The following is a 21,380-nucleotide window of genomic DNA, read 5'->3' as shown; positions in this document are numbered from 1 at the left end:
CCTTGCTTGACTATGGCGGATCGACGCGAAGCTCCACATTGACAACCTGCCGGCCGAACAGCGATGCTGAAGATCTAATTCGCATTCGTTCATCACCTCCTTGATAAAATTAATTATGCACAAATAAAAAATGGATTCAAAGATTATTTCTTAGATGTTTAATTTTTTCTAAAAGAATAACTGCTCTGGATCCCAAAGCTCGGCCATATCGGCTCGAAACCCCATGCTTCCGTCATAAGCAGCTGAGTTAAGCAATATCGGCCATGTCTCTCGAATTATCTCGACTGCGCCTTGACTCCGCAGACGATCCAGCACCTTGCTGCGTACCACGACCGAAAAGTGTTGCAATTTCCGCCTGGCCGCATGGGGAAACGGATCGTGCCGCAGTTGCTCGACCAATGCATGTATCGCTTCTCTGTCTTCCGGTAATCCCGGCATAATCACGCCAATTCCCTCTTCTTCAATCAACCGGAAATCTTGGGCCACCTCTTGAAACGGAAAAATCAGCTCGGCATGCGGTTTCGGATTCAACCGGGCAACGATATTTTTTTCGTCAAGGCTTTCCACGTCGTAGAGGAGTTCAAAGTAGCGACGCATGGGGGCAAGCCCCAAGCAGTCATTGCCCGGAAACGAGCGCAATGTTTCTTTGGCGCGCGAGATGCGGCGCCGCAACCAGGGCATGGCAGGCATATCCTCCGGTTCAAACACATAAACCAGACCATGGTCAGCGTGTCCTTCGCGGTTACAGCGCCCGGCTGCCTGGGCGAGAGAATCCAGACCAGCCATGGCCCGGTATACAACGGGAAAATCGAGATCGACACCGGCCTCCACCAAGGAGGTGGCAACAACCCGGCATGGCAACTTCGCGGCAAGCCGTTGCCGGATGGCTTGAAGCGCGCGCAAACGGTGCTCGGGATACATGTTGGTTGAAAGATGAAATGCGCCTTCTTGATCTGTTAGGTCAGCAAAAACCTGTTGTGCCTGTTTTTTCGTCGAAACAATACACAACACTTGTTCATGGTTATCTAGCCGCTGAGCCAGCTCCGTATTGCTCAATTTTCCGATGAACTCGACGCGGACCCTTTTGAGTTCCGCATACAATTGATCAGGATCATCGAAAATTTTTTCGATCCTCGGCAATGCGGAGCGCAGCAGACTGGCATCGTCAAAAGCAGGTGGGGTAGCTGTGCACAGCACAACGGTACACCGGTAATGATCGACCAGTTCCCGCAAAGCAGACAAACAGGGTTTCAGGTATTCCGTCGGAATGGCTTGCGCTTCGTCGAGCACGATCACACTCCCGGCAATATTGTGCAGCTTGCGACACCGTGACGTCTTGTTGCTGTACAACGATTCGAAAAATTGCACGTTGGTGGTCACCACGACCGGAGCATCCCAATTCTCTGCCGCCAGTCCGCGCCATTTGTCGTAGACGGAATCCTCGCGACTGTCTTGATCGCGATAATTGCAATGATGTTCCAATACGTTGTTTTCGCCGATCGCCTGTCGAAACACCTCGGCATTCTGTTCGATGATGGACGTAAAAGGGATAGCGTAGATCACCCTCGCCAGATTGTGCTGCACAGCATGCTCCAGCGCGAAGGTCAATGATGAAAGAGTCTTGCCGCCACCGGTGGGGACGACTAAAGAATAGAATCCTTGCGGCTCTGCAGCCTTGGCAAGACATTGTGCTAAAATTTTCTGCCGGGCCGCATTGACTTTGCCCGGCTGCGCTTGCGCTTGTTTCTTCGATATAAAAGACTGCAACAATGATCGCAGGCTGATGAAATCATTTCGATGCAAGGCTGTTCTGCGTGTCGATTTATCTGGATCGCAAAACGCCTCGGTATCGAGAAAATCCGCATCCACCAGGCAGGAAAAAAGCATGCGCGTAAAGAATGCCATGCTGAACATGGCGCATTCGCGCTGCAACTGGAAAGGGAATGTCAATTTCCAGGTGCAATCAACTTCAGGTAACAGTTCGGTTTTCTCTGTATTCTTGCGCAACCGGTAGTGCAGTTGCCCTTCTTGCGGGCCACCGTCAGGAAGCCCACCGTGGTGCCCGCAAATTACGTACGCGAGCAAATACCCTAACTTATTCTCGCACTTCAGCGCCAATTGGGCGCCAAAAGTAACGTGATCAACGCGAGTTGCTTTCCCTTCCAATCTGGCGAGAAAAGCGGCGCAAGCCTTTCCGATGTCGTGAAGCAAGCCAACGCATCGTCCCCATTGCCCGGCATTGAAAGCAGCGGCAAACTGTTCGGCGAGTTCGCCCACATTGCGAAGATGTTCGGAAAGCGGCTGCCAATCGGATTTATCCGTAGTTTTAGTTGAATGGGCATAATACGAATGGAACATTACGAGGAACCTCCTTTCTTCGTCGGACATACCGATGGATACGCACCCCATGGTCGATATCTATTCAGCACTTTCTGTCATTGTAGGGGGGAAACTTTTGCATTTTCCATCCGTTATTTTGCGCTGTCCTACAATGTCGGGCTGACCTGATCCGGATGACGAAGAATGGAATGGCCGTTATTGCAACGGAGAGAAGGCCTCCGTGATTCAACTGGTTTATTTGGAGTGATTCATGGGAGGAATGAAAAAAATGCTGGCTGATGACATAGCCTTCGGGCCGCATGGTTCGGCCATCAATGTCCGCCGTGCAACGAATGGGGTGAAGAGGATGGCTTTGGGGAGCCCTGGATTCAGGGGGAAGAGAACTGAATAATTTCTGCTGTCGAATGTCAGGATCGCGTATATCCCTCCTGTTTACTAATAATTTCAATAGGTTGAATATGCATGACCGATATGATTTGATCTCGGGGCTCGAGTGTTTTTCAACACCCTGCTCGGGTTCAGAACTTCGTGCCGTCGTCCAAAACCTTCCTGAGTTGAACGGACAGTTCTTTTTGAGTGAACGGTTTTTGCAGAAAATGGGTGTTGTGGTCGAGTACGCCGTGGTGGGCTATGACATCCGCCGTGTAGCCCGATACAAACAATGATTTAAGGCCAGGAATCAATGCGTGCAGGCGCTCGGACAGTTCCTTGCCGTTCATTTCCGGCATGATGACGTCGGTCATGAGCAGGTCGATGCCACCGGAGTGCGCATGCGCCAAGTCAATGGCCATGGCCGGATGCGAGGCCGCCAGCACCTGATAGCCCAAACGCTTCAGCATGGAGTGGCTCATTTCAAGCAGAGTCGGTTCATCCTCGACAAGCAGGACGGTTTCCCCCTTGCTTGTTGCGCACTGATTCTTTTCCTGCTCCTCGAGCTGTTTGGCTCCTGCATGCAAGGGCAGATAGATTTTGAAAACCGATCCCTTGCCCGGCTCGCTGTACACATTGATAAATCCGTTGTTTTGTTTGACAATGCCATACACGGTGGCCAGTCCGAGCCCTGTGCCCTGAACGCCCTTGGTCGAAAAAAAAGGCTCGAAGATATTGTCGATCAGCGACCTTTCCATGCCGCAGCCGTTGTCGCTGACCGAAAGCAAGGCAAAGGTTCCGGGATGGAACTCCGGGTGGAGACTGCAATATTCTTCGTCGAAAACGGCCGCCTTGGTTTCGATGACGATCCTGCCGATATTCGTGATGGCGTCGCGGGCGTTGACGCATAAATTGGCCAATATCTGGTCGAGTTGAGAGCGGTCCATCTTTATGGACGGCAGATCGGTTGTCGGCGACCAGACGAGTTCTATGTTTTCGCCGATCAGGCGATGGAGCATTTTCAGCATGCCCTCAACCGTGGCATTGAGATCGAGCACCTTCGGTGAGATGGCCTGCTTGCGCGAGAAGGCGAGGAGTTGCCGGACGATGTCTGCGGAACGCCTGGCCGCGTCATGGATTTTTTCCAGTTTTCCGTAGAGGGGATGGGTGGCATCGATCTGCCCCATGGCCATCTCGGCGTAGCCGAGGATGATGGCAAGAAAATTGTTGAAATCGTGCGCGACACCGCCGGCCAGGCGGCCGACGGATTCCATCTTCCGGCTCTGCTGGATCTGCGCCTCCAGCAGCAAATGCTCGGTAATATCCTGCTTGATCGCGACATAGTTGACAATGGTGCCCGACGCATCGAAGATGGGTGAAATCGTGGTCGCTTCCGTAAACGTCGTGCCGTCTTTCTTTTTGTTGACGAGACGTCCCTTCCAGGTCCTGCCGCTGGTGATCGTCCCCCACAGATCCCGGTAGAACGGCTCGTCGTGTTCGCCGCTCTTCAGTATCCTGGGATTCTGTCCGATGGATTCCTCGCTCGAAAATCCCGTTCTCCGTTCAAAGGCCGGATTGACATACTGGATCGTTCCCTCGTTATCGGTGATGACCACGCCTTCGTCGGTCTGCTCGATCACCGTGCGAAAACGCTCGCGTTCGAACTCCGCCTGGCGGCGCTCGGTGATATCGTTGCCAATGGTGAGGAACTCCGTGATATTCCCCTGTTCGTCGCGAATGGCGCGGTGGGTCCAGGTCATCCACACCCGGCGGCCGTCGCGGCAGATGTTTTCATGAACGACATTCAAATGGTGTTCCGGATCATCGATGATCTCCTGGATGGGCTGGGGGTGGTCGCTTTGCGGTGATTTCCGCTCTTCGGGAATGAGTATGCCAACTTTTTTGCCCGCAATGTCCTCGGCGGGCCAGCCGAAGAATTTTTGCGCATAGTCGTTGAAGAAAGTGACCGTGCCGTCACCGGTCCACCGGATGATGGCACTGTTGGCGTTCTGGATCAGTTCCCGGTACCGGCGTTCGCTTTGGCGCAGGCGGGCGATATTGCGGCGGCGGTCCGCCACCAATCCGTCCACGCGCGCCACCACCTCCTTCATGTTGAAAGGCTTGGCAAGGTAATCCTGGATGCCGCACTTGAGCAGTTTCAACCGCAGTTCGTCGTCGACCTTGGCGGTCAGCATGATGATGGGCACGTCGGCCAGGCCGGGATGGGATCGGAGTTGGCTGACCATTTCCTCCCCGTCCATGACCGGCATCATGACATCGGTCATGATGAGATCGGGAATGAGCGCCAGGGCCTTGCTCAATCCTTCCCGTCCATCGAAGGCGCTCACCACCCGATAGGTGTGGCGCAGGTTGCCGGCGATAAAGGCGTTGAGGTCGTGGTTGTCTTCAACCACCAGTATCAACGGCGAATCGCCCGATTCGTCGGCAGGATGGCCGTCCTCATGCGGACGCAACTCGTCCACGGCCTGGTGACTGATGATGGGATCGAGGCGACTCGGCGCGCTGTGCACCACTTCCGTTCCGGCGGGCGCGTGCAGGGGCAGGGCGATCGTGAACAATGCCCCGCCGCTCGATCCCTCGGCAAGGTCGACATGGCCGCCGTGCAGTTTCACGAAGTGCTGAACAATGGCCAGGCCGAGGCCGGTGCCGCCGAAACTGCGGCGGGAGCCGCCCTTTACCTGGCTGAATCGTTCGAAGACGGTGTGGCGGAATTCCTGCGGGATGCCGGGGCCGTTATCCTCCACCTCGATGAGCGCCGATTCGTCGGTCCGGCGGAGTCGCAGTTCGATACGACCGCCCATGGGGGTGAATTTGAAGGCGTTGGAAAGGAGATTGATGATGATGCGTTGTATCTTTTCGCTGTCAGCCTCGATGTCGATCTCCTCCGGAACATCGATGCCGTAGTCGATGCCTCTGTCCGCCGACAGGGATTGGAACTGCGCCGCGGTTGTCCGGGTCAGGTCGGCGAGATCAAAGGCCGAGTATTCGATGGGCATGCGCCCCGCGTCAAGTTTGGCGGCGTCGAGCAGATCACTGACATGGCGATAGAGCAGGCGCGCGTTCCGCAGCATCATCTCTGTTTCCCGCCGTTCTTCCCCGGAAGGGTCGGAATGCTGTTGCAACCGTTTTTCCAATGGCGCCAGGATGAGGGTCAGGGGAGTCCGGAGTTCATGGCTGACATTGGCGAAAAACTCGGACTTGAGACGGTCCAGATCCGTCAACCGTTCGTTGAGGGTGGCCAATTGCTCCATGGCGATTTTAAGCGCGCGATTGGAGTCTTTGATCTCCCCGGCCCGTTGCCTGATCTCCGCCTCCATGCGTTCGGCCCGCGCCTCGATTTTTCCCGATCGCTCGGCCTGTTCCCGGCTGAGCATGAATTCGGTAATGTCCTCGACATGATGGATGATGTAGGCGACATTCCCGGCCTGATCGAACACGGGGGTGTTGACCGGGCTCCAGTACTTCACCTTGAAGTCGGTGCTGCCGTCCCGGAGCGGAATGTCGTATTTCTGGATGCCCATGATGTCCGCATTCCGGCTGCACCGGACACGGTTCAACGAGGTGCGCAGGTCGCCGACGCTATTCGAGGAATTGTCCTCCGGATTGTCGGGGAATATCTCGAACAGGCCATGCCCGACAATGGCGTCGCGCGAGGTGCCGGTCGCCTTCAGATAGCGGTCGTTCACCGCGACGATGGTGTAGTCGTCGTCGGCCTGCACGATGAGATAGGGGTGCGGAGCGGCATTGAATATCTGGCAAAAGAACGGATCGTGGTGTGGCGGCTGCATGAGAGGTTCTCCTTGCCCAAAAAGCTTATGGCGACACCATCGAGGGTGCCCTGGGAAGAGGCACACTCTGCACGTGTGGGAAAGAGACTGCGTACGCGATGGGAAAAAAATAATCTCTTTCCGCAAGAATCGCGAGGGAGATCGTGCAATGAAACCCGCCCGGACGCGTCAGGCGGGGAGACAATCCAATAGGTCGGCGGGAAAAGTGAAGCGCCGCAACGGCTTCATGCCCACGGCGGTCGAGTCGGACCCTTCGACGATGAGGGGAGACACGTTCCTCCGCGCGGCTGGTGGCGGCACATGGCTTCCTCATTTCATTCCGTGCTCTTTTGAATCGTGCCGTCCACGGCCATGGAAGATCCGCGTCGACCGGTCGGGGCGGGTAGGACGCGGCGCAGCCGCCGGCCGCAGACCGGACCCCGGCCTGTCCGCGGCGGCATTACGGCTCGGAGTCCGGCTCCTCGGTGTGCATCCGGTTGATCTGCAGGCCGGCGTCCCACAGGTTGTCGATCAGCCGGTCCATGTTGTCGCCCTGCACCTTGAGGGTGACCAGTTGATGTTCCTCGGAATAATCGGAAAAGACCGTGATGCCGAGAACCGTCATTTCGCATTTCTTGAAAACCTGGAGCATCGCATAGAAGGAAGCGGGTTTGCGGTCGATCTTGATTTCGATGCGGGCCCCCTGTTTCCGGGCGCCGAGGACTTCGAGGAAGGCGTCGAAGATATTCGTTTCGGTAATGATCCCCACGAGCTGTTCGTCCTGCATCACCAGGAGCGAGCCGAATTTGTGGGTGCGCATCAGCAGCGCCGCCTGCTCCAGCGGCGTGGACGGATCGACGGTGACCGGCGAGCGGGTCATGATGGCGCCGGCCTCGATCCGGCTGGCGTGTTCCAGGTTTTCAGGACTGACGCTGGGGTCGAAAATGGAGGGCATGGCGCGGAACAGGTCTTCTTTGCTGATGATGCCAACCACCTTGCCGTCGTCGACCACCGGGACCCGGCGGATACGATTTTCTCGCATGATGCGCTCCACCTCGACAATGGGTTGGTCGCTGGTGACGGTGAGGACGTTGCTGGTCATCCACAGTTTGACGAACATGGGCATTCTCCGGAGATTATTTCTGTCTCTTGTTGGGTATGATGAGGATGGCATGGGTGCCGGCTTCGCCGCTGACCTGCTGCTGCAGGCGGAAACAGACATTGCCGACGGTCATGGGCAGGGTCATACGGCTGTTGCCGATGCGGATTTCCGTGCCGGCGAACACCTTGCCCGTCGCCACAATGGTACAGGCCAGGGCATGGGCGAGTCCGTTGTCGTCGGCCTCCCGCTCTTTGGGTACGGCCAGGTTCAGCCGAGCGAACTGCCTGCGGTTCGCTTCATGGGTCTCGAGCAGTTCCTCGAGTTCCTCGCCGGCCGCACGCGACCCCTTGCGATGCCGGAGCCGCTCGATGGCCTGGGTCTGTTCCTCGATGGTACGCCGCAATTCGAAATACCGGTGCAGCTGGTCGGGCACGACGGCCGCGGCCAGCAGGGACGGCGGCGCGATGTCCGAGCCGACGGCACCGGTGGTGACGGAACCGTAGGCGACCAGTTGCGAGGCGATGATCAGGGCCGAAGGACTGCAATGCAGATCCCCCGAGGCATGCAACCGGCAATAGGAACCATGCCGGCGCAGCACCGTCTTGCCGCCGCTTTTGGTTCTCCCCTGGATGACAAAGGCAACATCGATATCCCCATGGGCCTGCACGGTGGCGAATTTGCCGATGACGCCGCCCTTGATCACCACATTCCCGTCCGACCGCACCATCGCTTTGTCGACATCGCCGCCGACCAGGACGTCGCCCAGCACGCTGACCTTGAATTTCGGCCGGATCGATCCCCTGATGTCCACGGCATCGCGGGAGACGATGTTGCCGGTCTCGAAGTCGACGTCCTGCGCCACGACGTGGTGAGAGCAGACCCGCACCGAATTGTCGGTGACCATGGACAGCACGCCGTTGCGGAGCGCCCTGATCTCGCCGGTCGCCTCGTCCAGCGCGGCATCGTCCATGGTCCGGATGACGATGTCCTTGCCGGGCGCCGGGGCGATGGCCGTGCCGTACAGGTCCCTGCCGGCGATGCCGTCCGTTGCCGGGATTTTCTGGGCGATCAGCTGATTCTTGGTCACGCCGATGAACATGTTGCGTTCCCGGAAGTCGATCTCGCCGTTGCCCATGATCTTGCCGGGCAGGGAACCCACCTCCATGGCGAAGCGGAGCCAGGCGTCCTTGCCGTTGACCGGCAGGGCTCCCAATGCCACGACGTCATGCCGGGGACGCTGGTCGGCCCCGCACCGCTCCAGGCAATGGTCGATGGCCTGGGGGAGGCGGCCGAAAACAACCTGCTCCTCGTCGAGGACCTGCACAATGGTGTCCCGATCCGGCAGGGCATGGCCGGGAGGCGGTGGGATGAGATACAGGACCGCCTGCATGCGGTCCGGGGTTATCTTGATCAGCCGGTCGATACCGAGGCGCAGGCGTTCGAGGCGATGCGAGGGAGTGGAGACGTAGCGCGGATAACCGCTGACCGTGGCGATCAGGTGTTGGCCGTCAGCGTGCATGGTGACGTGCTCGCCGGGCTCGATGACCTGTTCCGCCGGGAAGGGGCAGGAGACCTCCTGGCCGAAGATGTTCCTGCCAGTCTGGGACGCGACCGGCGGGCCGGGACCGGCCACCGTCTCGCCCTTGCGGACCAGCGGTGTCAGCAGCAGCTCGATTGGCCGGGACTGGCCGGATTCATCGGTTGCCATGACTAGCAGGCGCGCGGAAGGAAAGAGTGGCTGCAGGCCCTTGCGGCCGATCACCGGGGGCGTCCCGGCGGCAAGGATGATCGGTTCGGTCAGCGCTTCCCCCGCATCGATTTGTTCCTGGGCTCGGGCGATGGCCGCCTCGTCAAGACCGTGAACGATGCCCTGCCGGAGCAGCAGCCGATGGAGTTGCTCGCCGGAGGCGAGCCGCAGGTCGGCATCGGCTGCGGGAGCACCCTGCAGGCGGGCGCTGAGGTGATCGGCTGGAATATGAAGAGAGTAGAGTGCGCGGGCCACGGCCTGATGTTTGGGTGAAAAGTCTGTATTATCAAATTCATATCATAACAAATGCCCCGGAACAAGAGAATCCCTGATTTTCTTGTGATTTCAGGATGGAGGCAGCGGACCGATCCGGAACAGGGATGAAGCTCGGGTCGAGGCACCGGCCAAGGATGCGGGTCCGGTCGGAGAAACGGAAAAGAGGTGGGGTGCGGGCGTCATTCCCGGCGGTGGCGCAGGGTTTCCATGTACTCCTCCCATTCCACCGGTAGCGAGGATTTTTTCCTGATGTTGCACTCCTTGCAGCAGGGGACGAGGTTGTCTTTGGTGCTGCGACCGCCGCGCGCCAGCGGGACGACATGGTCCATGGTCAGGTTGTGGTAGCCCACCTTTTGGCCGCAGTACCAGCAGGTGCCGGATGCCGTCTTCTGCTGCCACCAACGGCTCTTGCGCAGGGTCCTGGCCTTGTCGCGCTCGGCTCGGATCAGGGCCTCGTCGATGGCGTCGAGGGCAAAATATTCTTTCTTCATCCGTCCAAGCCTCCCGACAGCAGGTGGCGCGCCCGGCCGACCAGGTATAGGGAGCCGGCCACGCAGATGAGATCGTCGGGTTTGGCCTGCTCCAATACGATCGCCAGCGCCTGATCAACGGTTTCGCAACAGCGGGTCTTGGCGCGGAATTCGGGCGGCAGTCCGGCAAACAGCGTCTCTGGCGCCGCAAAACGCGGCGATTCGGTGCGGGTGAGGATAATCGCTGCGGCCAGGGTCAGGAGGTCGAACAGGGGCTCGCCCATGTGCTTGTCCGCCATGTTGCCCCAGATGAGCAGGAGCCGGCAATCGGCATAATCGGTGCGCAGGGTCTGGACCAAAGCGGCCACGCCTGCCTCGTTGTGGGCGCCGTCCAGGAGAACGCGCACGGTTTTTTTCCGGTGCCGGACCGGAATCAGCTCCATGCGGCCGGGCCAGCGAACCTGTCGCAAGCCGGTAGCCACCGCCTCGGCGGCAACCGGAAAGATCGGCGCCAGCACGTCGAGCGCGGCCAGGGCCAGAGCGGTGTTGACCACCTGATGGTCGCCCCGGAGCGGCAGGGGCAGGTCGGCGTGGACCGCACCGGTGACAGCCTGGTAGGTGAACGTGCTGTCGCCTGTTGCCTGCGCCGAAAAATCGCGGCCGAACACGAACAGCGGACTCTCCAGTTGTTGGCAGCGGGCCTCGATCACCGGCAGCGCCTCGGCCGCCCTGCCGGAAAAGACGGTCGGAACACCGGACTTGACGATCCCCGCCTTTTCCCCGGCAATGGCCGTCAGGGTCGAACCGAGATACTGTTCGTGATCGCGGCTGATATCGGTGATGATCGCAAGTAGCGGCAAGACCACGTTGGTGGCGTCGAGCCGGCCGCCCATGCCGGTCTCGAGAATGACGGCATCGGCCCGCTGCTCCGCGAACCACAGGAGGGCGAGCAAAGTGGTGCATTCGAAATAGGTGGGCTCGAAACGGGTACCGATCAGGGCGGCCAGCCGGGCGGTCAGCCTGGCGAAATCGGCTGCGGGCATGAGCGCATCGTTGATGCGGAACCGTTCGCGGACGTCGATCAGGTGCGGCGAGGAGTAAAAACCGGCGCGCAGGCCGGCGGCCGCGAGGATCGCCTGCAGGGTCGCGCCCACCGAGCCCTTGCCGTTGGTGCCGGCGATATGGACGATCCGCAGCCGATCCTGGAGATTGCCCAGTTCGTCCAGCAGGGCGCGGGTGGTATCCAGGCCGAGCTTGATGGTGAAGAACTGGCGCTGCTCCAGCCACGCTTCGGCCTGGCGGGTGGTCATGGTTGCGGTCATGGGGGCGCCACCTTTATTCGAGCACGTCGAGCTTGGCGTAGTCGAGGTGGAGAATCTTGCTGCCGTGGCGGTCGAAATGGACCTCCACCCGGCGTGGTCCGGGAATCGAGGCGATCCGGCCGGGGCCGAAAAAGGCATGGTTGACCCGCATCCCCTCGGCGAACACCGTCCGGGAGGCGCTGTTCCCGGCCGTGGGCGCCGGAAGCGAAGAAGACGGCTGGTACTGGCTGGTCAACGGTGCGGTCACCGTGCCGGCCCGGTCAATGGCCTGATACAGGCCAGGGTTGATCTCCCGCAGAAACGGCGACATGGCGGTGCGCATCTGCTGCCGGTCCGGTGTGACCATCTCGCGCGGATAGGTCAGATACAGTTGGTTTTTGGCCCGGGTCGCGGCCACATAGAGCAGCCGCCGCTCCTCCTCCCACTGTTCGCCCGGGGTGGCGTTCATGTGGGGAAAGCGGCCCTCGGCCAGCCCGATGACGAAGACCGTGTCCCACTCCAGCCCCTTGGCCGAGTGGATGGTGGAGAGTATCAGCCGGCTGTCGTCGGCGAAGACATCTGTCGCCACGCCAACGTCGGGCGGGTCGAGGGCGGTGTCGTCGACAAAGGATTGCAGGTCGCCGTAGCCGGCGATCAAGGCCTTGATCTGGTCGAGTTCCTTGCGCCTTTTGGGGTAGTCGTCGTAATACATCTTCTCGAACACCGGGCCGTAATACTCCATGACCAGATCGAACTGGTCGGAGGGTGTCTGGCCCGGCTCCTGCAACCGCTGCAGGGTGGCGACCAGCAGGTCGAACTGGGTTTTCCAGGCCGGGGCCGGCCGGTAGGCGGCCAGGGCGGTGAAGGGGGTGTCGGATTGCCGGATGGCGGCCAGGATCTTGTGCACGGTCTTGGGGCCGACCTTGTCCAATTGTAGGAGAATGCGGTTCCAGCTCAGGTTGTCCCAGGGGTTGATCACCACCCGGAAAAAGGACAGCAGATCCTTGATGTGCGCCGATTCGGTGAGTTTGAGCCCGCCGCGCTTGTCGAAGTCGATGCCGTGGCCGGCCAGTTCGATCTCCAGCTTGAACGAATGGAAACCGGAGCGGAACAGCACTGCGATATCGTGGAGCGGCGTTCCTTCCTGACGGAGCCGTTCGATCGTCTCGACCACGAAACGGGCCTCGGCCGCCTCGGTGGGGGCGACCACCAGCTGCGGCCTGCTGCCGCCGTCCTTGCCGGTGAAGAGCGTTTTGGCGAATTTTTTCTCGGCATGGGCGATGATGTCGTTGGTCAGTTGCAGAATCGGCTCGGTGGAACGGTAGTTCTCTTCGAGCTTGACCATGGTGGTGCCCGGAAACTGCTCGGGAAAGCGCATGATGTTGGAAAAATCCGCGCCCCTGAAACTGTAGATCGACTGGGCGTCGTCGCCGACCACCATGACATTGCTGTGGCGATGGGCCAGCAACCGGACGATTTCGGCCTGGAGCAGGTTGGTATCCTGGTATTCGTCCACCAGAATGTGCCGGAACCGGGTCGACAGCTCGTCCCGGGCCGCTTCCGATTCGGCCAGCAGCCGCTTCCAGTTGATGAGCAGGTCGTCGTAGTCCATCAGGGCGTGATCGAGCTTGAACTGGCGGTAATGCTCGGCGATTGTATAGAAATCGTTGATGAATTCGCTGAGGTGAATGTGGTCGCCGTACACGAGTTGTTCGATGGTGGTCGCCCTGTTGACCGCGCCGGAGATCAGGTTCATCACCACCCGTTTCGAGGGGAAGCGCTTGCCGGCGCCGGCCATGCCCAGGGAGGATTTGAGCAGGTTGATGATGCCCTCGGCGTCGCCCCGGTCGATGATGGTGAAATTGGAGCCCAGGTCCAGGTGATGGCCGTGGCGGCGGAGAAGGATGTTGGCGGTGGCGTGAAAGGTCCCGCCCATCACCCGGCGACAGGAGCCGGCGGTCAGGTCGCTGGCGCGGCTGAGCATTTCCTGGGCGGCGCGGCGGGTGAAGGTGAGCAGCAGGATCGATTCGGGCGGCACGCCCTGGGCGATGAGATGCGCCATCCGGTAGACCAGGGTGCGGGTCTTGCCCGAGCCGGCGCCGGCAATCACCAGGATGGGGCCGTCGCTGTGGGTGACGGCGGCGTACTGCGCGGGATTGAGCTGTTCGGCCAGGGAGGAAGAGGAAATCATGGAGGTCTGCGCGGAGGTCGGGAACAAGGGGAGATGCATATCCGGTCTTCTACCACGGCAGGGCCGGGGGTGCAATGCCTGTTGACACCGGCGGCTGCCACTGGGTAAAGTCGCAAGCCGCTGGCGGCCGTTGCGACGGCCTGCGGGCGGACACGGCACAACAGCGAGGGAGTTCCGCCGGTCCGGCGAAGATGGTGTGAGGCGCCGTGTGAAGACAAAACCTTGACAGAGGATGCGGACGACAATGATACAGCCAGAACAGATATTCACGGATGAGGTGCTCCGGTCGCTGTTCCCGCCGGAGCGTACCGATGCCTTTTTCGACGCCCTTTTCGGTGACGCGGCCGAGGGCGCCTACGATATCGCCCTGACCTACACGGGGTACGATCCCCAGGGGCACACCCTTGATTTCCTCCTGAACCTGCATGAACGACCGGGGCGCTGCCTGGCCTGCAACCTGACCTACGGCCTGCCCGAGGTCTTCAGCCGGCATCCGGTGATCAACATCAAGGGACTGGTGGGAGAGATCGAGCAACAGCTCGGCGGCAGTCTGACCTGTACGGGGTGGAAGCTCGGCCATACCGAACAGAAGGGGCGCTCGTTGCACTGCATTCCGCTGAGGATGCAGCTGGCCGCCAAGTGAGCGTTTGCTGGCAGGGGCGGCTGCCGGGGGAGCGGAGGACGGTTAATTGACGGCGACCTGCCCTCTGCCGTTGGCCTTGGCCTGATAGAGGATATCGTCGGCCTGCTCCAGCCAGCTCTCGATGGTGATGCTTGGCTGCCATTCGGCCAGGCCGATGCTGACCGCCAATCTGCCGGCCCTGGTGACGATGTTGAGCCGTTCCACCGCCTGGCAGAGCCGTTCGGCCAAAAATCTGGCATCCTGCATGCTGGTGTCGGGCAGGACCAGGAGAAATTCGTCGCCCCCCATGCGGACCAGCATGTCGGTGAGGCGGATTTCCTTCTTCAGGGTCTCGGCGACCTGTTTCAGCACCTGATCGCCCATGAGATGCCCCATGGTGTCGTTGACCGCCTTGAAGTGATCCAGATCCAGGGCGGCCAGCGTCAGGGGATGGCCATGCCGCCGGGCCTGTTCGACGATGGAGCCGATCCGCTCCTCGAAGACGAAGCGGTTGGGCAGGCCGGTCAGGCTGTCCCGGCGGGCCTGGGCGAAAATTTCTTCGTATTCCAGGGCTCGCTTCAGCGGTTCGGCCAGGATGAGGAGCGACTCGTCGATGAACTGCAATTCGTCCTCGACCAGCGGCTTGCCCTTGCGCAGGATGACCAGCAGCCCCTGGCAGTCAGTGGAGGTGAACGCCCATTTGTGCACCCGGAAGCCGATGGCCAGGGCGGTGTCCGATTCCTGGCTCGCCGGTTGCTCGAGGATTTCCTGCGCCAGTTGGATGGCTTCCCGCCGCTTGGGGCCGTGGTAGGAGCAGAACATGTGCATGCGCTGACGGGTCGGGTTGTGATAGCCGATCAACTCATGGCCGACAAATTCCATCAGCCAGATGGAATAGGCCTCGATCATGGCCGGCAGATCGAGGATTCCCGCCATTCTCTGGTAGAGGGTGTTGATTTTCTGGAGCTTTTCCGATTGCTGCCGGTAGTGGCAGAGTTCCGACAGCAGATTCTCTACGGTGGAGGCGATCTGGATATCGACCTGGTCATCAAGCACTTTCATGTTCATAGCGGTCACGCGGTCGGCTTGGAGGTTGTGGTGCTGATTGGCAGAGATCCTCATGCAGAATGCATCACACAATGAGCCATTGCCCAGGATAAGCGATTTCTGTGCCCGTTGTACAAAAAATTATATTATACAAGAATATCAAGGTGTTTTTGACTGATGTCCGTGCCGACAAGAAAGGGCGAGAGGTGCTTGTCAATTTTTCGACCAACCATGGGGACAGGCGGGCCGGATGTGGCGGATCAGCCTGATATGGTGCACATATCGGACGTGACGAGACGATGGGGAACGAACTGAATCTGGGCCAGATGTTCCTGGTCGGATTTTCCGGCTGCGAGGTGGGGGCGGACCATTGGCTTGCCCGCGCCCTGGCCGAGGAGTGTCTGGGCGGGGTGATTCTCTTTGCCCGCAACGTCGACGGCTCGGTGCAGAACATCCGTTCGCCCGGCCAGCTCAAGCGGCTGGTCGCCGGGTTGCGGCGTTGCGCCGCCATGCCGCCGTTCATCGCCGTTGACCAGGAGGGGGGCAGGGTTTGCCGGCTGGTGCCACGGGACGGGTTCCGACCATCGCGCAACGCCGCGGAACTGGCCGAAGAAGGCATCGAGGCCACGGCCCGCGCCGCCGAGCTCATGGCCGCGGAACTGGCCGAATGCGGCATCAATCTCAACTTCGCGCCGGTGGTGGATCTCGATCTCAACCCGGACAATCCGATCATCGGCCGCTACCAGCGAAGCTTCGGCGCCGACCCGGAACTGGTGGCCGGCCATGCCCGCGCCTTCATCGAGGCCCACCACCGCCACGGCATCGGGTGCTGCCTCAAGCATTTTCCCGGTCATGGCAGCGCCGGCAGCGATTCCCACCTCGGTTTCGTCGATAGTACCGAGAAATGGCAAGCCGTCGAGTTGGAACCCTACCGGAAATTGCTGGCTGCGGGATACAGTGACGGAATCATGACAGCGCACCTGGTCAACCGTCGTCTCGATCCGTCGGGACTGCCGGCCACCCTGTCGCCGGCGGTGATCACCGGCCTGCTGCGGCGGGAACTCGGCTTTGCCGGGGTGGTGTTCAGCGACGACGTGCAGATGCGGGCCATCGGCGCGGGCTGGGCCTATGGCGAAGCCGTGCAGCGGGCCGTGCTCGCCGGGGTGGATGTGGTAGTGGTCGGCAACAATCTCAGGCCGACCGAAGATGCAGTGACCGAAGGCATCCGGTCGATCCGCGCCCTGCTTGACAGCGGCCGGATCGAAACCCATCGTATCCGCAGTTCACTGGCGCGCATCGCGCGATTCAAGGCAACGATTTCAGGGTAACAACCATGGACATACCCCATCCCACCCACAATCTGGTCGTCGGTTATGCGGCCTGGCTGTTCGGCTTCATCGGTGCCCACCGTTTCTATTACGGCAAGCCGGTGACCGGCACCATTTACTTTTTTACCCTGGGGCTCTTCTTCATCGGCTGGATCGTCGACCTCTTCCTCATTCCCGCCATGGACCGCGAGGCCGCCATCCGCTCCATCCCCGGCCCGATCGACTACAACGTCGCCTGGCTTCTGCTGGTTTTTCTGGGGCTGTTCGGCATCCATCGTTTCTATATGGGCAAGATCTGGACCGGCCTCCTCTATCTGCTTACCCTCGGTCTGTGCGGCCTGGGCTATATCTACGACATGTGGACGCTTAACGATCAGATCACCCTGATCAACGGCAGCGCCACCCGGCGGCTGAGCTGATCGTTCCGGCCGGTTGTTGCGACGACGCCCGGAGCGCCGAAGAAAAAGGCGGGTTGGCTCAGGGGCAGCAGAGCACCTGATTGCCGCCGGCAGCCTTGGCCTGGAGCAGACAGCGTTCGGCGATCAGCAGCAGATCCCCGGCCTCGGCGGTACGCGCCGCGGTTTCGGGGACGAAACCGGCCACGCCGAAACTGGCGTTGCAAGCAAGGGCATGGCCATTCACGGTGCAGCCGAGCCGGACGCACTGTTCCCTGAGTCGGGTGGCGACCCTGCCGGCGCCGCTGAGGGGAGTCTCCGGCAGGACGAAGAGAAACTCGTCGCCGCCCCAGCGCGCGATGGTGTCGACATCCTGACGGATCGCCTGTTCGGCCGCACGCGCGAAAGCGGTGAGGACCGCATCGCCGGCCCGGTGGCCAAAGGCCTCGTTGATCGCGGCCAGCCCGTCGATATCACAGAGGATGATCGAGAGCGAATGCCGGTAGCGAAGGGAACGGCGCAACTCCCTGTGCAGCAGGGCGTGGATGTGCACCCGGTTGTAACAGCCGGTGAGCGGGTCGGTGTGCGACAGTCGGTCAATGCGTGTCTGGAGGCCGTGTTCCCGCTGGACCAGGTCGAACTGCCGCACGGTATCGAGCAGAATGGTGGCCAGAATGTCGGCGGGCGTACTCTCCGGCACCACCCGGAAGACCGAGCGGCTGTTGGCCAGCGGCAGGAATTCGGCGACTTCCGCATCCGGGACCAGGAGCAGGGGGATGGCGGGCGAGATCGACTCCGCCTGTTCGAGCAGGTCCAGGCCGTCCATGTCGGGCAGGCGGGCGGCAACCAGCAGACCGCTCCAGGCGGTCGGCCTGGCCAGAGCGGCGAGGGCATCCTGGCCGCACGTGACCACGGTTGTCTCGAATGAGTTCGGGAATTCAGCGAAAAAAGCCTCGAACTTCAGGTGCTGGCTGACGATGAGAAGAGGAAAACGCATGACAGTGCTCCGGAGAACGGTTGCTGGAGGGGTCTATGAAATCATAGCACCGCGGCCGGAAAACAAAAAACACTCTTTTCGTTGGCACGCACGGCGGACTGCGGTATAAGGCCGCGCAAAGGAGTACAGGCATGAACAACGGCAACAGCGGCTGCAAGCCGGAGATCGACTTTCCCTGCCGGTGGCAGTTTCGCCTGATCGGGGAGGAACGGGCCGCCATGATCGCGGCGGTCGGCATGGTGGTGGACAGGTCGGCCTGCGAGATCACCGACGGCAACGTCAGCTCCGGCGGCCGGTATCTGAGCGTCATCGTGGAACTGACAGTGGCCGACGAAGCCGAACGGCTGCGCCTCTACCGGCAGTTTGCCGCCGATCCGGCCATCAGGGTGGTGTTATGAGCGAGACAGCGGCAGGGAAAGACAAGCCTTTGATCGATAACAAGGTGATCCCGGTGATGCGGGAGGCGATCGTCACCGTGCAGATGCTGCTGTTCAAGATGCTGCGGCAGAGCATCCACGACCGGTACGTCGACCGGAGCGAACCCGCGCACACGCAGCTGGCCGGCGCGGTGATCAACAACCTCTTCGGTACCCGGCCGGCGGATGCGGCGGTGGCGGCCTTCGGCGCCGCCAACCGGGAACTGGTGGAGCAGGAGTTGCGGGAGCTGGCCACCACCTGCGCGCCGCTGCGGCCTCTGCTCACCGATGCCCTGCGCATGCAGACCATCTGCGACAACCAGGAGGGCATCCATTCCATCCCCTCCCTGCTCATGGCCAGGGCGCTTGGCATCCTGCAGGAAGACCAGGAACTGCCGCTGCCCTCAACCTTCATGCTCCAGGTGCGGCGGCTGGCCGCCGAGCACGGCCTCATCGAGCCGATGGCCGCCGCTCCTCCTCCCGCAGAGTAACCAGCGTAGCCCCCCAGGAACCGCCGGTTTCGTCGGCCAGACGAAACCCGGCCACCATGTCCAACCGGCCGAGCAAGGCGTGCACCGTCCGCCGCAGGGTGCCGGTTCCCTTGCCGTGAATGATGCGCACCTGGAAGATGCCGTGTCGGCGGCATTCCTCCAGATAGTCCGGAACGAGCGTCTTGATGTCCGCGGGCCTGAAAGCGTGCAGGTCGAGGGTGCCGTCGATGGGCAGGGCCACCGGCTCCAGTTCATCCATGGGCACCCCGTTCGGCGAGCAGGCTTAGGGCAACGGCTGCGGCCCGGTCCGAGGCGCCCGGCCCGCCCAGTTGCTGCCGCACTTCGTCCAGGCCTGCCAGGATGGCCTGCCGCCTTGCCTGGTCGATCAGCATGCTTCGGGTTTCCTGCGCGATCTGGTCCGGATTGGCCGCATCCTGCAGGAGTTCGGGGATGATGTCGCGCCCGGCGATCAGGTTGATGAGGGAAAAAAACCGCAGGCCCCGGATCAGCAGCCGGCCCAGCCAGTAGGTATGCGGGCTCATCCGGTAGGCGGCCACGGTCGGGACCCCCAGGATGCCCAGTTCCAGCACCGCCGTGCCCGAGGCGGCCATCGCCGCGTCGCAGGCCGCCATCATGGCGTAGCGGTCTTCCGTAATTACCCGGATGTCGAGGCGCTCCTGCCAGGCGGCCAGGCCGTGTTGGTCGAGCAGGGCGCGGCTCACCGTGGGCGCCTGGGGCAGGAGAAAGGTGAGACGGGGCATGTCGCGGGCCAGGCGGCCGGCGGCCTCCAGAAAGACCGGCAGCAGGGCCGCGATCTCCTTGCGCCGGCTGCCGGGCAGGAGCCCGACCAGGGTGCGGTCCGCCCCGATACCGTGCCTGCTCCTGAATTCGGAGGGAGACAGGCCGGGTTTGACCGAGTCGAGCAGCGGATGGCCGACAAAATCGACCTCCATGCCGTGGCGGGCATAAAAGTCGGGTTCGAAGGGGAGAATCACCGCCATCCGGTCGACCAGCCGTTTGATGGTGCGGACCCGGCCGCTGCGCCAGGCCCAGATCTGGGGGCTAATGTAGTAGAAGACCGGGATGCCGAACTGTTTGGCCTTTCTGGCCAGCAAAAGGTTGAAGTCCGGATAGTCGATCAGGATCAGCAGGGCAGGGCGGTGGTCGCGCATGCGTTCGATCAGGGCGCGACGGGCCCGGAGGATGTCGCCCAGATGGCTGAGCACCTCCACCGCGCCCACCACCGCCAGCTTGGCGGCATCGGCCAGCAACTCCACGTCGGCGGCCTGCAATTCCCGGCCGCCCATGCCGCAGAAGCGCAGGTGCGGGTCGCGGGCCAGCATGGACCGGACCAGATGGGCGCCGTGCAGGTCGCCCGAGGCCTCGCCGGCCACGATCATGACCTCGCGTGGCTGTTCGCTCTGTCGGAATTCACTCATCGTTCGTCAGTGGGGCTGCAAGAAGGCCAGCAGGTCGGTGCGGCCCTCGTCCCGGAGGATCTGCTCGATCCGCTCGCGGTCGCTGTGGATCTGGGCGATCACCTGCAGGGCCACGTCCAGGGCGCGCCGTCCCTCTTCGCCGCCAACGGCCGGTCGGCTGCGCTCGCGGACATGGCGGACAAAATCGCGCAGCTCCAGCTCGAGCGCATCCTGGTCCTGGAAGGACGACTTGCTGATCTCCGGCATGGGATGGCCGCCGTCCTTGTCCGGTTGCAGCCGCACCGCCATGATCTCCTTGCGGCCGAAATCCACCGACAGGTACTGGCCGGGCTGGAAGATGCGCATGCGCCGCATGGTTTCCATGGAGATGCGGCTCACCGTGATGTTGGCGGTGCAGCCGTTGGCAAAGATCAGACGGGCGTTGGCGATGTCGGTCAGCCGGGTGATCACCGGGGCGCCGGCGGTGAGGATCGACACGATCGGCGACTTGACGATGGACAGGACGATATCGATGTCGTGGATCATCAGATCGAGCACCACATCCACGTCCGTGCCCCTCTCCTTGAATACCGCGATGCGATGCGCCTCGATGAACAGGGGATGGGTGAGCAGGGGCTGCATGGCGAGCACGGCCGGGTTGAACCGTTCCAGATGCCCCACCTGGAGGATGCACTGTTGTTCGCGGGCCAGCCGGATCAGGTCGTCGGCCTCGGCCAGGGTGGTGGTAACGGGCTTTTCCACCATGACATCGACGCGCTGCTGCAGGCAGGCCTTGGCCACCTCGTGATGCAGGCTGGTCGGCACCACGACCGACACCGCATCGACCTGGGCGAGCAGGTCGTGGTATTCGGCAAAGGGCCGGGTGGCGCATTCCTCGGCCACCTGCCGGGCCCGTTCCGGATCGGTGTCAACCACGCCCACCAGGTCGACATCGGCCATGGCCGCATATTTCTGGGCATGAAAACGCCCAAGATAACCGACACCTATCACGCCTACTTTCACAATGTCCTTCATGTTTTCCTGTTATCCTTGTGTCTTTTCATGCCTAATCGGCTCGGCAA

General features: G+C 61.3%; 17 protein-coding genes. 5 read left to right on the top strand and 12 right to left on the bottom strand.

What is annotated here, in order from left to right:
• Positions 1 to 168 precede the first annotated feature (168 nt).
• The 7 genes from cas3 to Q362_RS0106440 form a co-directional block, all read right to left on the bottom strand.
• Positions 169 to 2,358 (bottom strand): CRISPR-associated helicase Cas3', encoded by a 2,190-nt coding sequence (cas3, locus tag Q362_RS19455; protein WP_211248452.1) that lies wholly within the window; start codon positions 2,356 to 2,358, stop codon positions 169 to 171.
• 500 nt (positions 2,359 to 2,858) lie between these two features.
• A complete protein-coding gene (locus Q362_RS22100; protein WP_051553772.1) occupies positions 2,859 to 6,518 on the bottom strand; it encodes a PAS domain S-box protein in 3,660 nt (1,219 codons plus the stop codon).
• A 439-nt stretch (positions 6,519 to 6,957) separates the two neighbouring features.
• Positions 6,958 to 7,617, bottom strand: coding sequence for a CBS domain-containing protein (locus Q362_RS19440; protein ID WP_051553770.1), 660 nt, complete (start codon positions 7,615 to 7,617; stop codon positions 6,958 to 6,960).
• A 16-nt stretch (positions 7,618 to 7,633) separates the two neighbouring features.
• The gene (locus Q362_RS0106455) at positions 7,634 to 9,601 is read right to left on the bottom strand and encodes a FapA family protein (protein WP_028318026.1); all 1,968 of its coding nucleotides are present in this window, start codon (positions 9,599 to 9,601) and stop codon (positions 7,634 to 7,636) included.
• A 200-nt stretch (positions 9,602 to 9,801) separates the two neighbouring features.
• On the bottom strand, positions 9,802 to 10,113 hold the full coding sequence (locus tag Q362_RS0106450) for an HNH endonuclease (RefSeq protein ID WP_028318025.1): 312 nt from the start codon (positions 10,111 to 10,113) through the stop codon (positions 9,802 to 9,804).
• Positions 10,110 to 11,414 (bottom strand): bifunctional folylpolyglutamate synthase/dihydrofolate synthase, encoded by a 1,305-nt coding sequence (locus Q362_RS0106445; RefSeq protein ID WP_035215816.1) that lies wholly within the window; start codon positions 11,412 to 11,414, stop codon positions 10,110 to 10,112. Before Q362_RS0106445 ends, Q362_RS0106450 begins: the two co-directional genes overlap by 4 nt.
• Positions 11,415 to 11,427: 13 nt before the next feature.
• Positions 11,428 to 13,584 carry an ATP-dependent helicase gene (locus Q362_RS0106440; RefSeq protein ID WP_245590174.1) on the bottom strand — a complete coding sequence of 719 codons (2,157 nt, stop codon included), beginning with the start codon at positions 13,582 to 13,584 and terminating at the stop codon, positions 11,428 to 11,430.
• 244 nt (positions 13,585 to 13,828) lie between these two features.
• Here Q362_RS0106440 and Q362_RS0106435 point away from each other — a divergent pair, with 244 nt between their 5' ends.
• Entirely contained in the window at positions 13,829 to 14,227 is a 399-nt protein-coding gene (locus tag Q362_RS0106435; protein WP_245590173.1) for a pancreas/duodenum homeobox protein 1, read from the top strand.
• 42 nt (positions 14,228 to 14,269) lie between these two features.
• On the opposite strand, the gene Q362_RS0106430 is transcribed toward Q362_RS0106435, so the two are convergent.
• Entirely contained in the window at positions 14,270 to 15,274 is a 1,005-nt protein-coding gene (locus Q362_RS0106430; protein ID WP_028318021.1) for a GGDEF domain-containing protein, read from the bottom strand.
• A gap of 278 nt (positions 15,275 to 15,552) precedes the next feature.
• Here Q362_RS0106430 and nagZ point away from each other — a divergent pair, with 278 nt between their 5' ends.
• A complete protein-coding gene (nagZ, locus tag Q362_RS19435; RefSeq protein ID WP_051553767.1) occupies positions 15,553 to 16,581 on the top strand; it encodes a beta-N-acetylhexosaminidase in 1,029 nt (342 codons plus the stop codon).
• 5 nt (positions 16,582 to 16,586) lie between these two features.
• The gene (locus Q362_RS0106420; RefSeq protein WP_028318020.1) at positions 16,587 to 17,000 is read left to right on the top strand and encodes a TM2 domain-containing protein; all 414 of its coding nucleotides are present in this window, start codon (positions 16,587 to 16,589) and stop codon (positions 16,998 to 17,000) included.
• A 58-nt stretch (positions 17,001 to 17,058) separates the two neighbouring features.
• On the opposite strand, the gene Q362_RS22095 is transcribed toward Q362_RS0106420, so the two are convergent.
• Positions 17,059 to 17,973 carry a GGDEF domain-containing protein gene (locus Q362_RS22095; protein ID WP_051553765.1) on the bottom strand — a complete coding sequence of 305 codons (915 nt, stop codon included), beginning with the start codon at positions 17,971 to 17,973 and terminating at the stop codon, positions 17,059 to 17,061.
• Positions 17,974 to 18,104: 131 nt separating this feature from the next.
• Here Q362_RS22095 and Q362_RS0106410 point away from each other — a divergent pair, with 131 nt between their 5' ends.
• A complete protein-coding gene (locus Q362_RS0106410) occupies positions 18,105 to 18,371 on the top strand; it encodes an HP0495 family protein (RefSeq protein ID WP_028318019.1) in 267 nt (88 codons plus the stop codon).
• The gene (locus Q362_RS19425; protein ID WP_035215813.1) at positions 18,368 to 18,880 is read left to right on the top strand and encodes a hypothetical protein; all 513 of its coding nucleotides are present in this window, start codon (positions 18,368 to 18,370) and stop codon (positions 18,878 to 18,880) included. Before Q362_RS0106410 ends, Q362_RS19425 begins: the two co-directional genes overlap by 4 nt.
• On the opposite strand, the gene Q362_RS0106400 is transcribed toward Q362_RS19425, so the two are convergent.
• From Q362_RS0106400 to Q362_RS19420, 3 genes are read right to left on the bottom strand one after another with little or no spacing between them, the layout of a single operon-like run.
• Positions 18,840 to 19,139, bottom strand: a complete 300-nt coding sequence (locus Q362_RS0106400) for a Smr/MutS family protein (protein WP_028318018.1) — start codon at positions 19,137 to 19,139, stop codon at positions 18,840 to 18,842. The two genes, Q362_RS19425 and Q362_RS0106400, sit on opposite strands and share 41 nt — an antisense overlap.
• Complete coding sequence (lpxB, locus tag Q362_RS0106395; protein ID WP_051553763.1) at positions 19,132 to 20,319, bottom strand: lipid-A-disaccharide synthase; 1,188 nt, start codon at positions 20,317 to 20,319, stop codon at positions 19,132 to 19,134. Before lpxB ends, Q362_RS0106400 begins: the two co-directional genes overlap by 8 nt.
• A 6-nt stretch (positions 20,320 to 20,325) precedes the next feature.
• Complete coding sequence (locus Q362_RS19420) at positions 20,326 to 21,333, bottom strand: Gfo/Idh/MocA family protein (protein WP_035215812.1); 1,008 nt, start codon at positions 21,331 to 21,333, stop codon at positions 20,326 to 20,328.
• Between the last annotated feature and the right edge of the window lie 47 nt (positions 21,334 to 21,380).

The sequence above is a fragment of the Desulfobulbus elongatus DSM 2908 genome, assembly GCF_000621145.1.
In the GTDB taxonomy this organism is placed as follows: Bacteria; Desulfobacterota; Desulfobulbia; order Desulfobulbales; family Desulfobulbaceae; genus Desulfobulbus; species Desulfobulbus elongatus.
Note: the sequence above shows the minus strand (reverse complement) of the source record. Positions and strands in the feature narration are given on the sequence as shown.

Excerpts from the sequence above, each read along its gene's own strand:
- cas3 (WP_211248452.1), bottom strand. The coding sequence starts at position 2,358 with ATGTTCCATTCGTATTATGCCCATTCAACTAAAACTACGGATAAATCC.
- Q362_RS22100 (WP_051553772.1), bottom strand. The coding sequence starts at position 6,518 with ATGCAGCCGCCACACCACGATCCGTTCTTTTGCCAGATATTCAATGCC.
- Q362_RS19440 (WP_051553770.1), bottom strand. The coding sequence starts at position 7,617 with ATGTTCGTCAAACTGTGGATGACCAGCAACGTCCTCACCGTCACCAGC.
- Q362_RS0106450 (WP_028318025.1), bottom strand. The coding sequence starts at position 10,113 with ATGAAGAAAGAATATTTTGCCCTCGACGCCATCGACGAGGCCCTGATC.
- Q362_RS0106445 (WP_035215816.1), bottom strand. The coding sequence starts at position 11,414 with ATGACCGCAACCATGACCACCCGCCAGGCCGAAGCGTGGCTGGAGCAG.
- Q362_RS0106440 (WP_245590174.1), bottom strand. The coding sequence starts at position 13,584 with ATGATTTCCTCTTCCTCCCTGGCCGAACAGCTCAATCCCGCGCAGTAC.
- Q362_RS0106435 (WP_245590173.1), top strand. The coding sequence starts at position 13,829 with ATGATACAGCCAGAACAGATATTCACGGATGAGGTGCTCCGGTCGCTG.
- Q362_RS0106430 (WP_028318021.1), bottom strand. The coding sequence starts at position 15,274 with ATGAACATGAAAGTGCTTGATGACCAGGTCGATATCCAGATCGCCTCC.
- nagZ (WP_051553767.1), top strand. The coding sequence starts at position 15,553 with ATGGGGAACGAACTGAATCTGGGCCAGATGTTCCTGGTCGGATTTTCC.
- Q362_RS0106420 (WP_028318020.1), top strand. The coding sequence starts at position 16,587 with ATGGACATACCCCATCCCACCCACAATCTGGTCGTCGGTTATGCGGCC.
- Q362_RS22095 (WP_051553765.1), bottom strand. The coding sequence starts at position 17,973 with ATGCGTTTTCCTCTTCTCATCGTCAGCCAGCACCTGAAGTTCGAGGCT.
- Q362_RS0106410 (WP_028318019.1), top strand. The coding sequence starts at position 18,105 with ATGAACAACGGCAACAGCGGCTGCAAGCCGGAGATCGACTTTCCCTGC.
- Q362_RS19425 (WP_035215813.1), top strand. The coding sequence starts at position 18,368 with ATGAGCGAGACAGCGGCAGGGAAAGACAAGCCTTTGATCGATAACAAG.
- Q362_RS0106400 (WP_028318018.1), bottom strand. The coding sequence starts at position 19,139 with ATGGATGAACTGGAGCCGGTGGCCCTGCCCATCGACGGCACCCTCGAC.
- lpxB (WP_051553763.1), bottom strand. The coding sequence starts at position 20,319 with ATGAGTGAATTCCGACAGAGCGAACAGCCACGCGAGGTCATGATCGTG.
- Q362_RS19420 (WP_035215812.1), bottom strand. The coding sequence starts at position 21,333 with ATGAAGGACATTGTGAAAGTAGGCGTGATAGGTGTCGGTTATCTTGGG.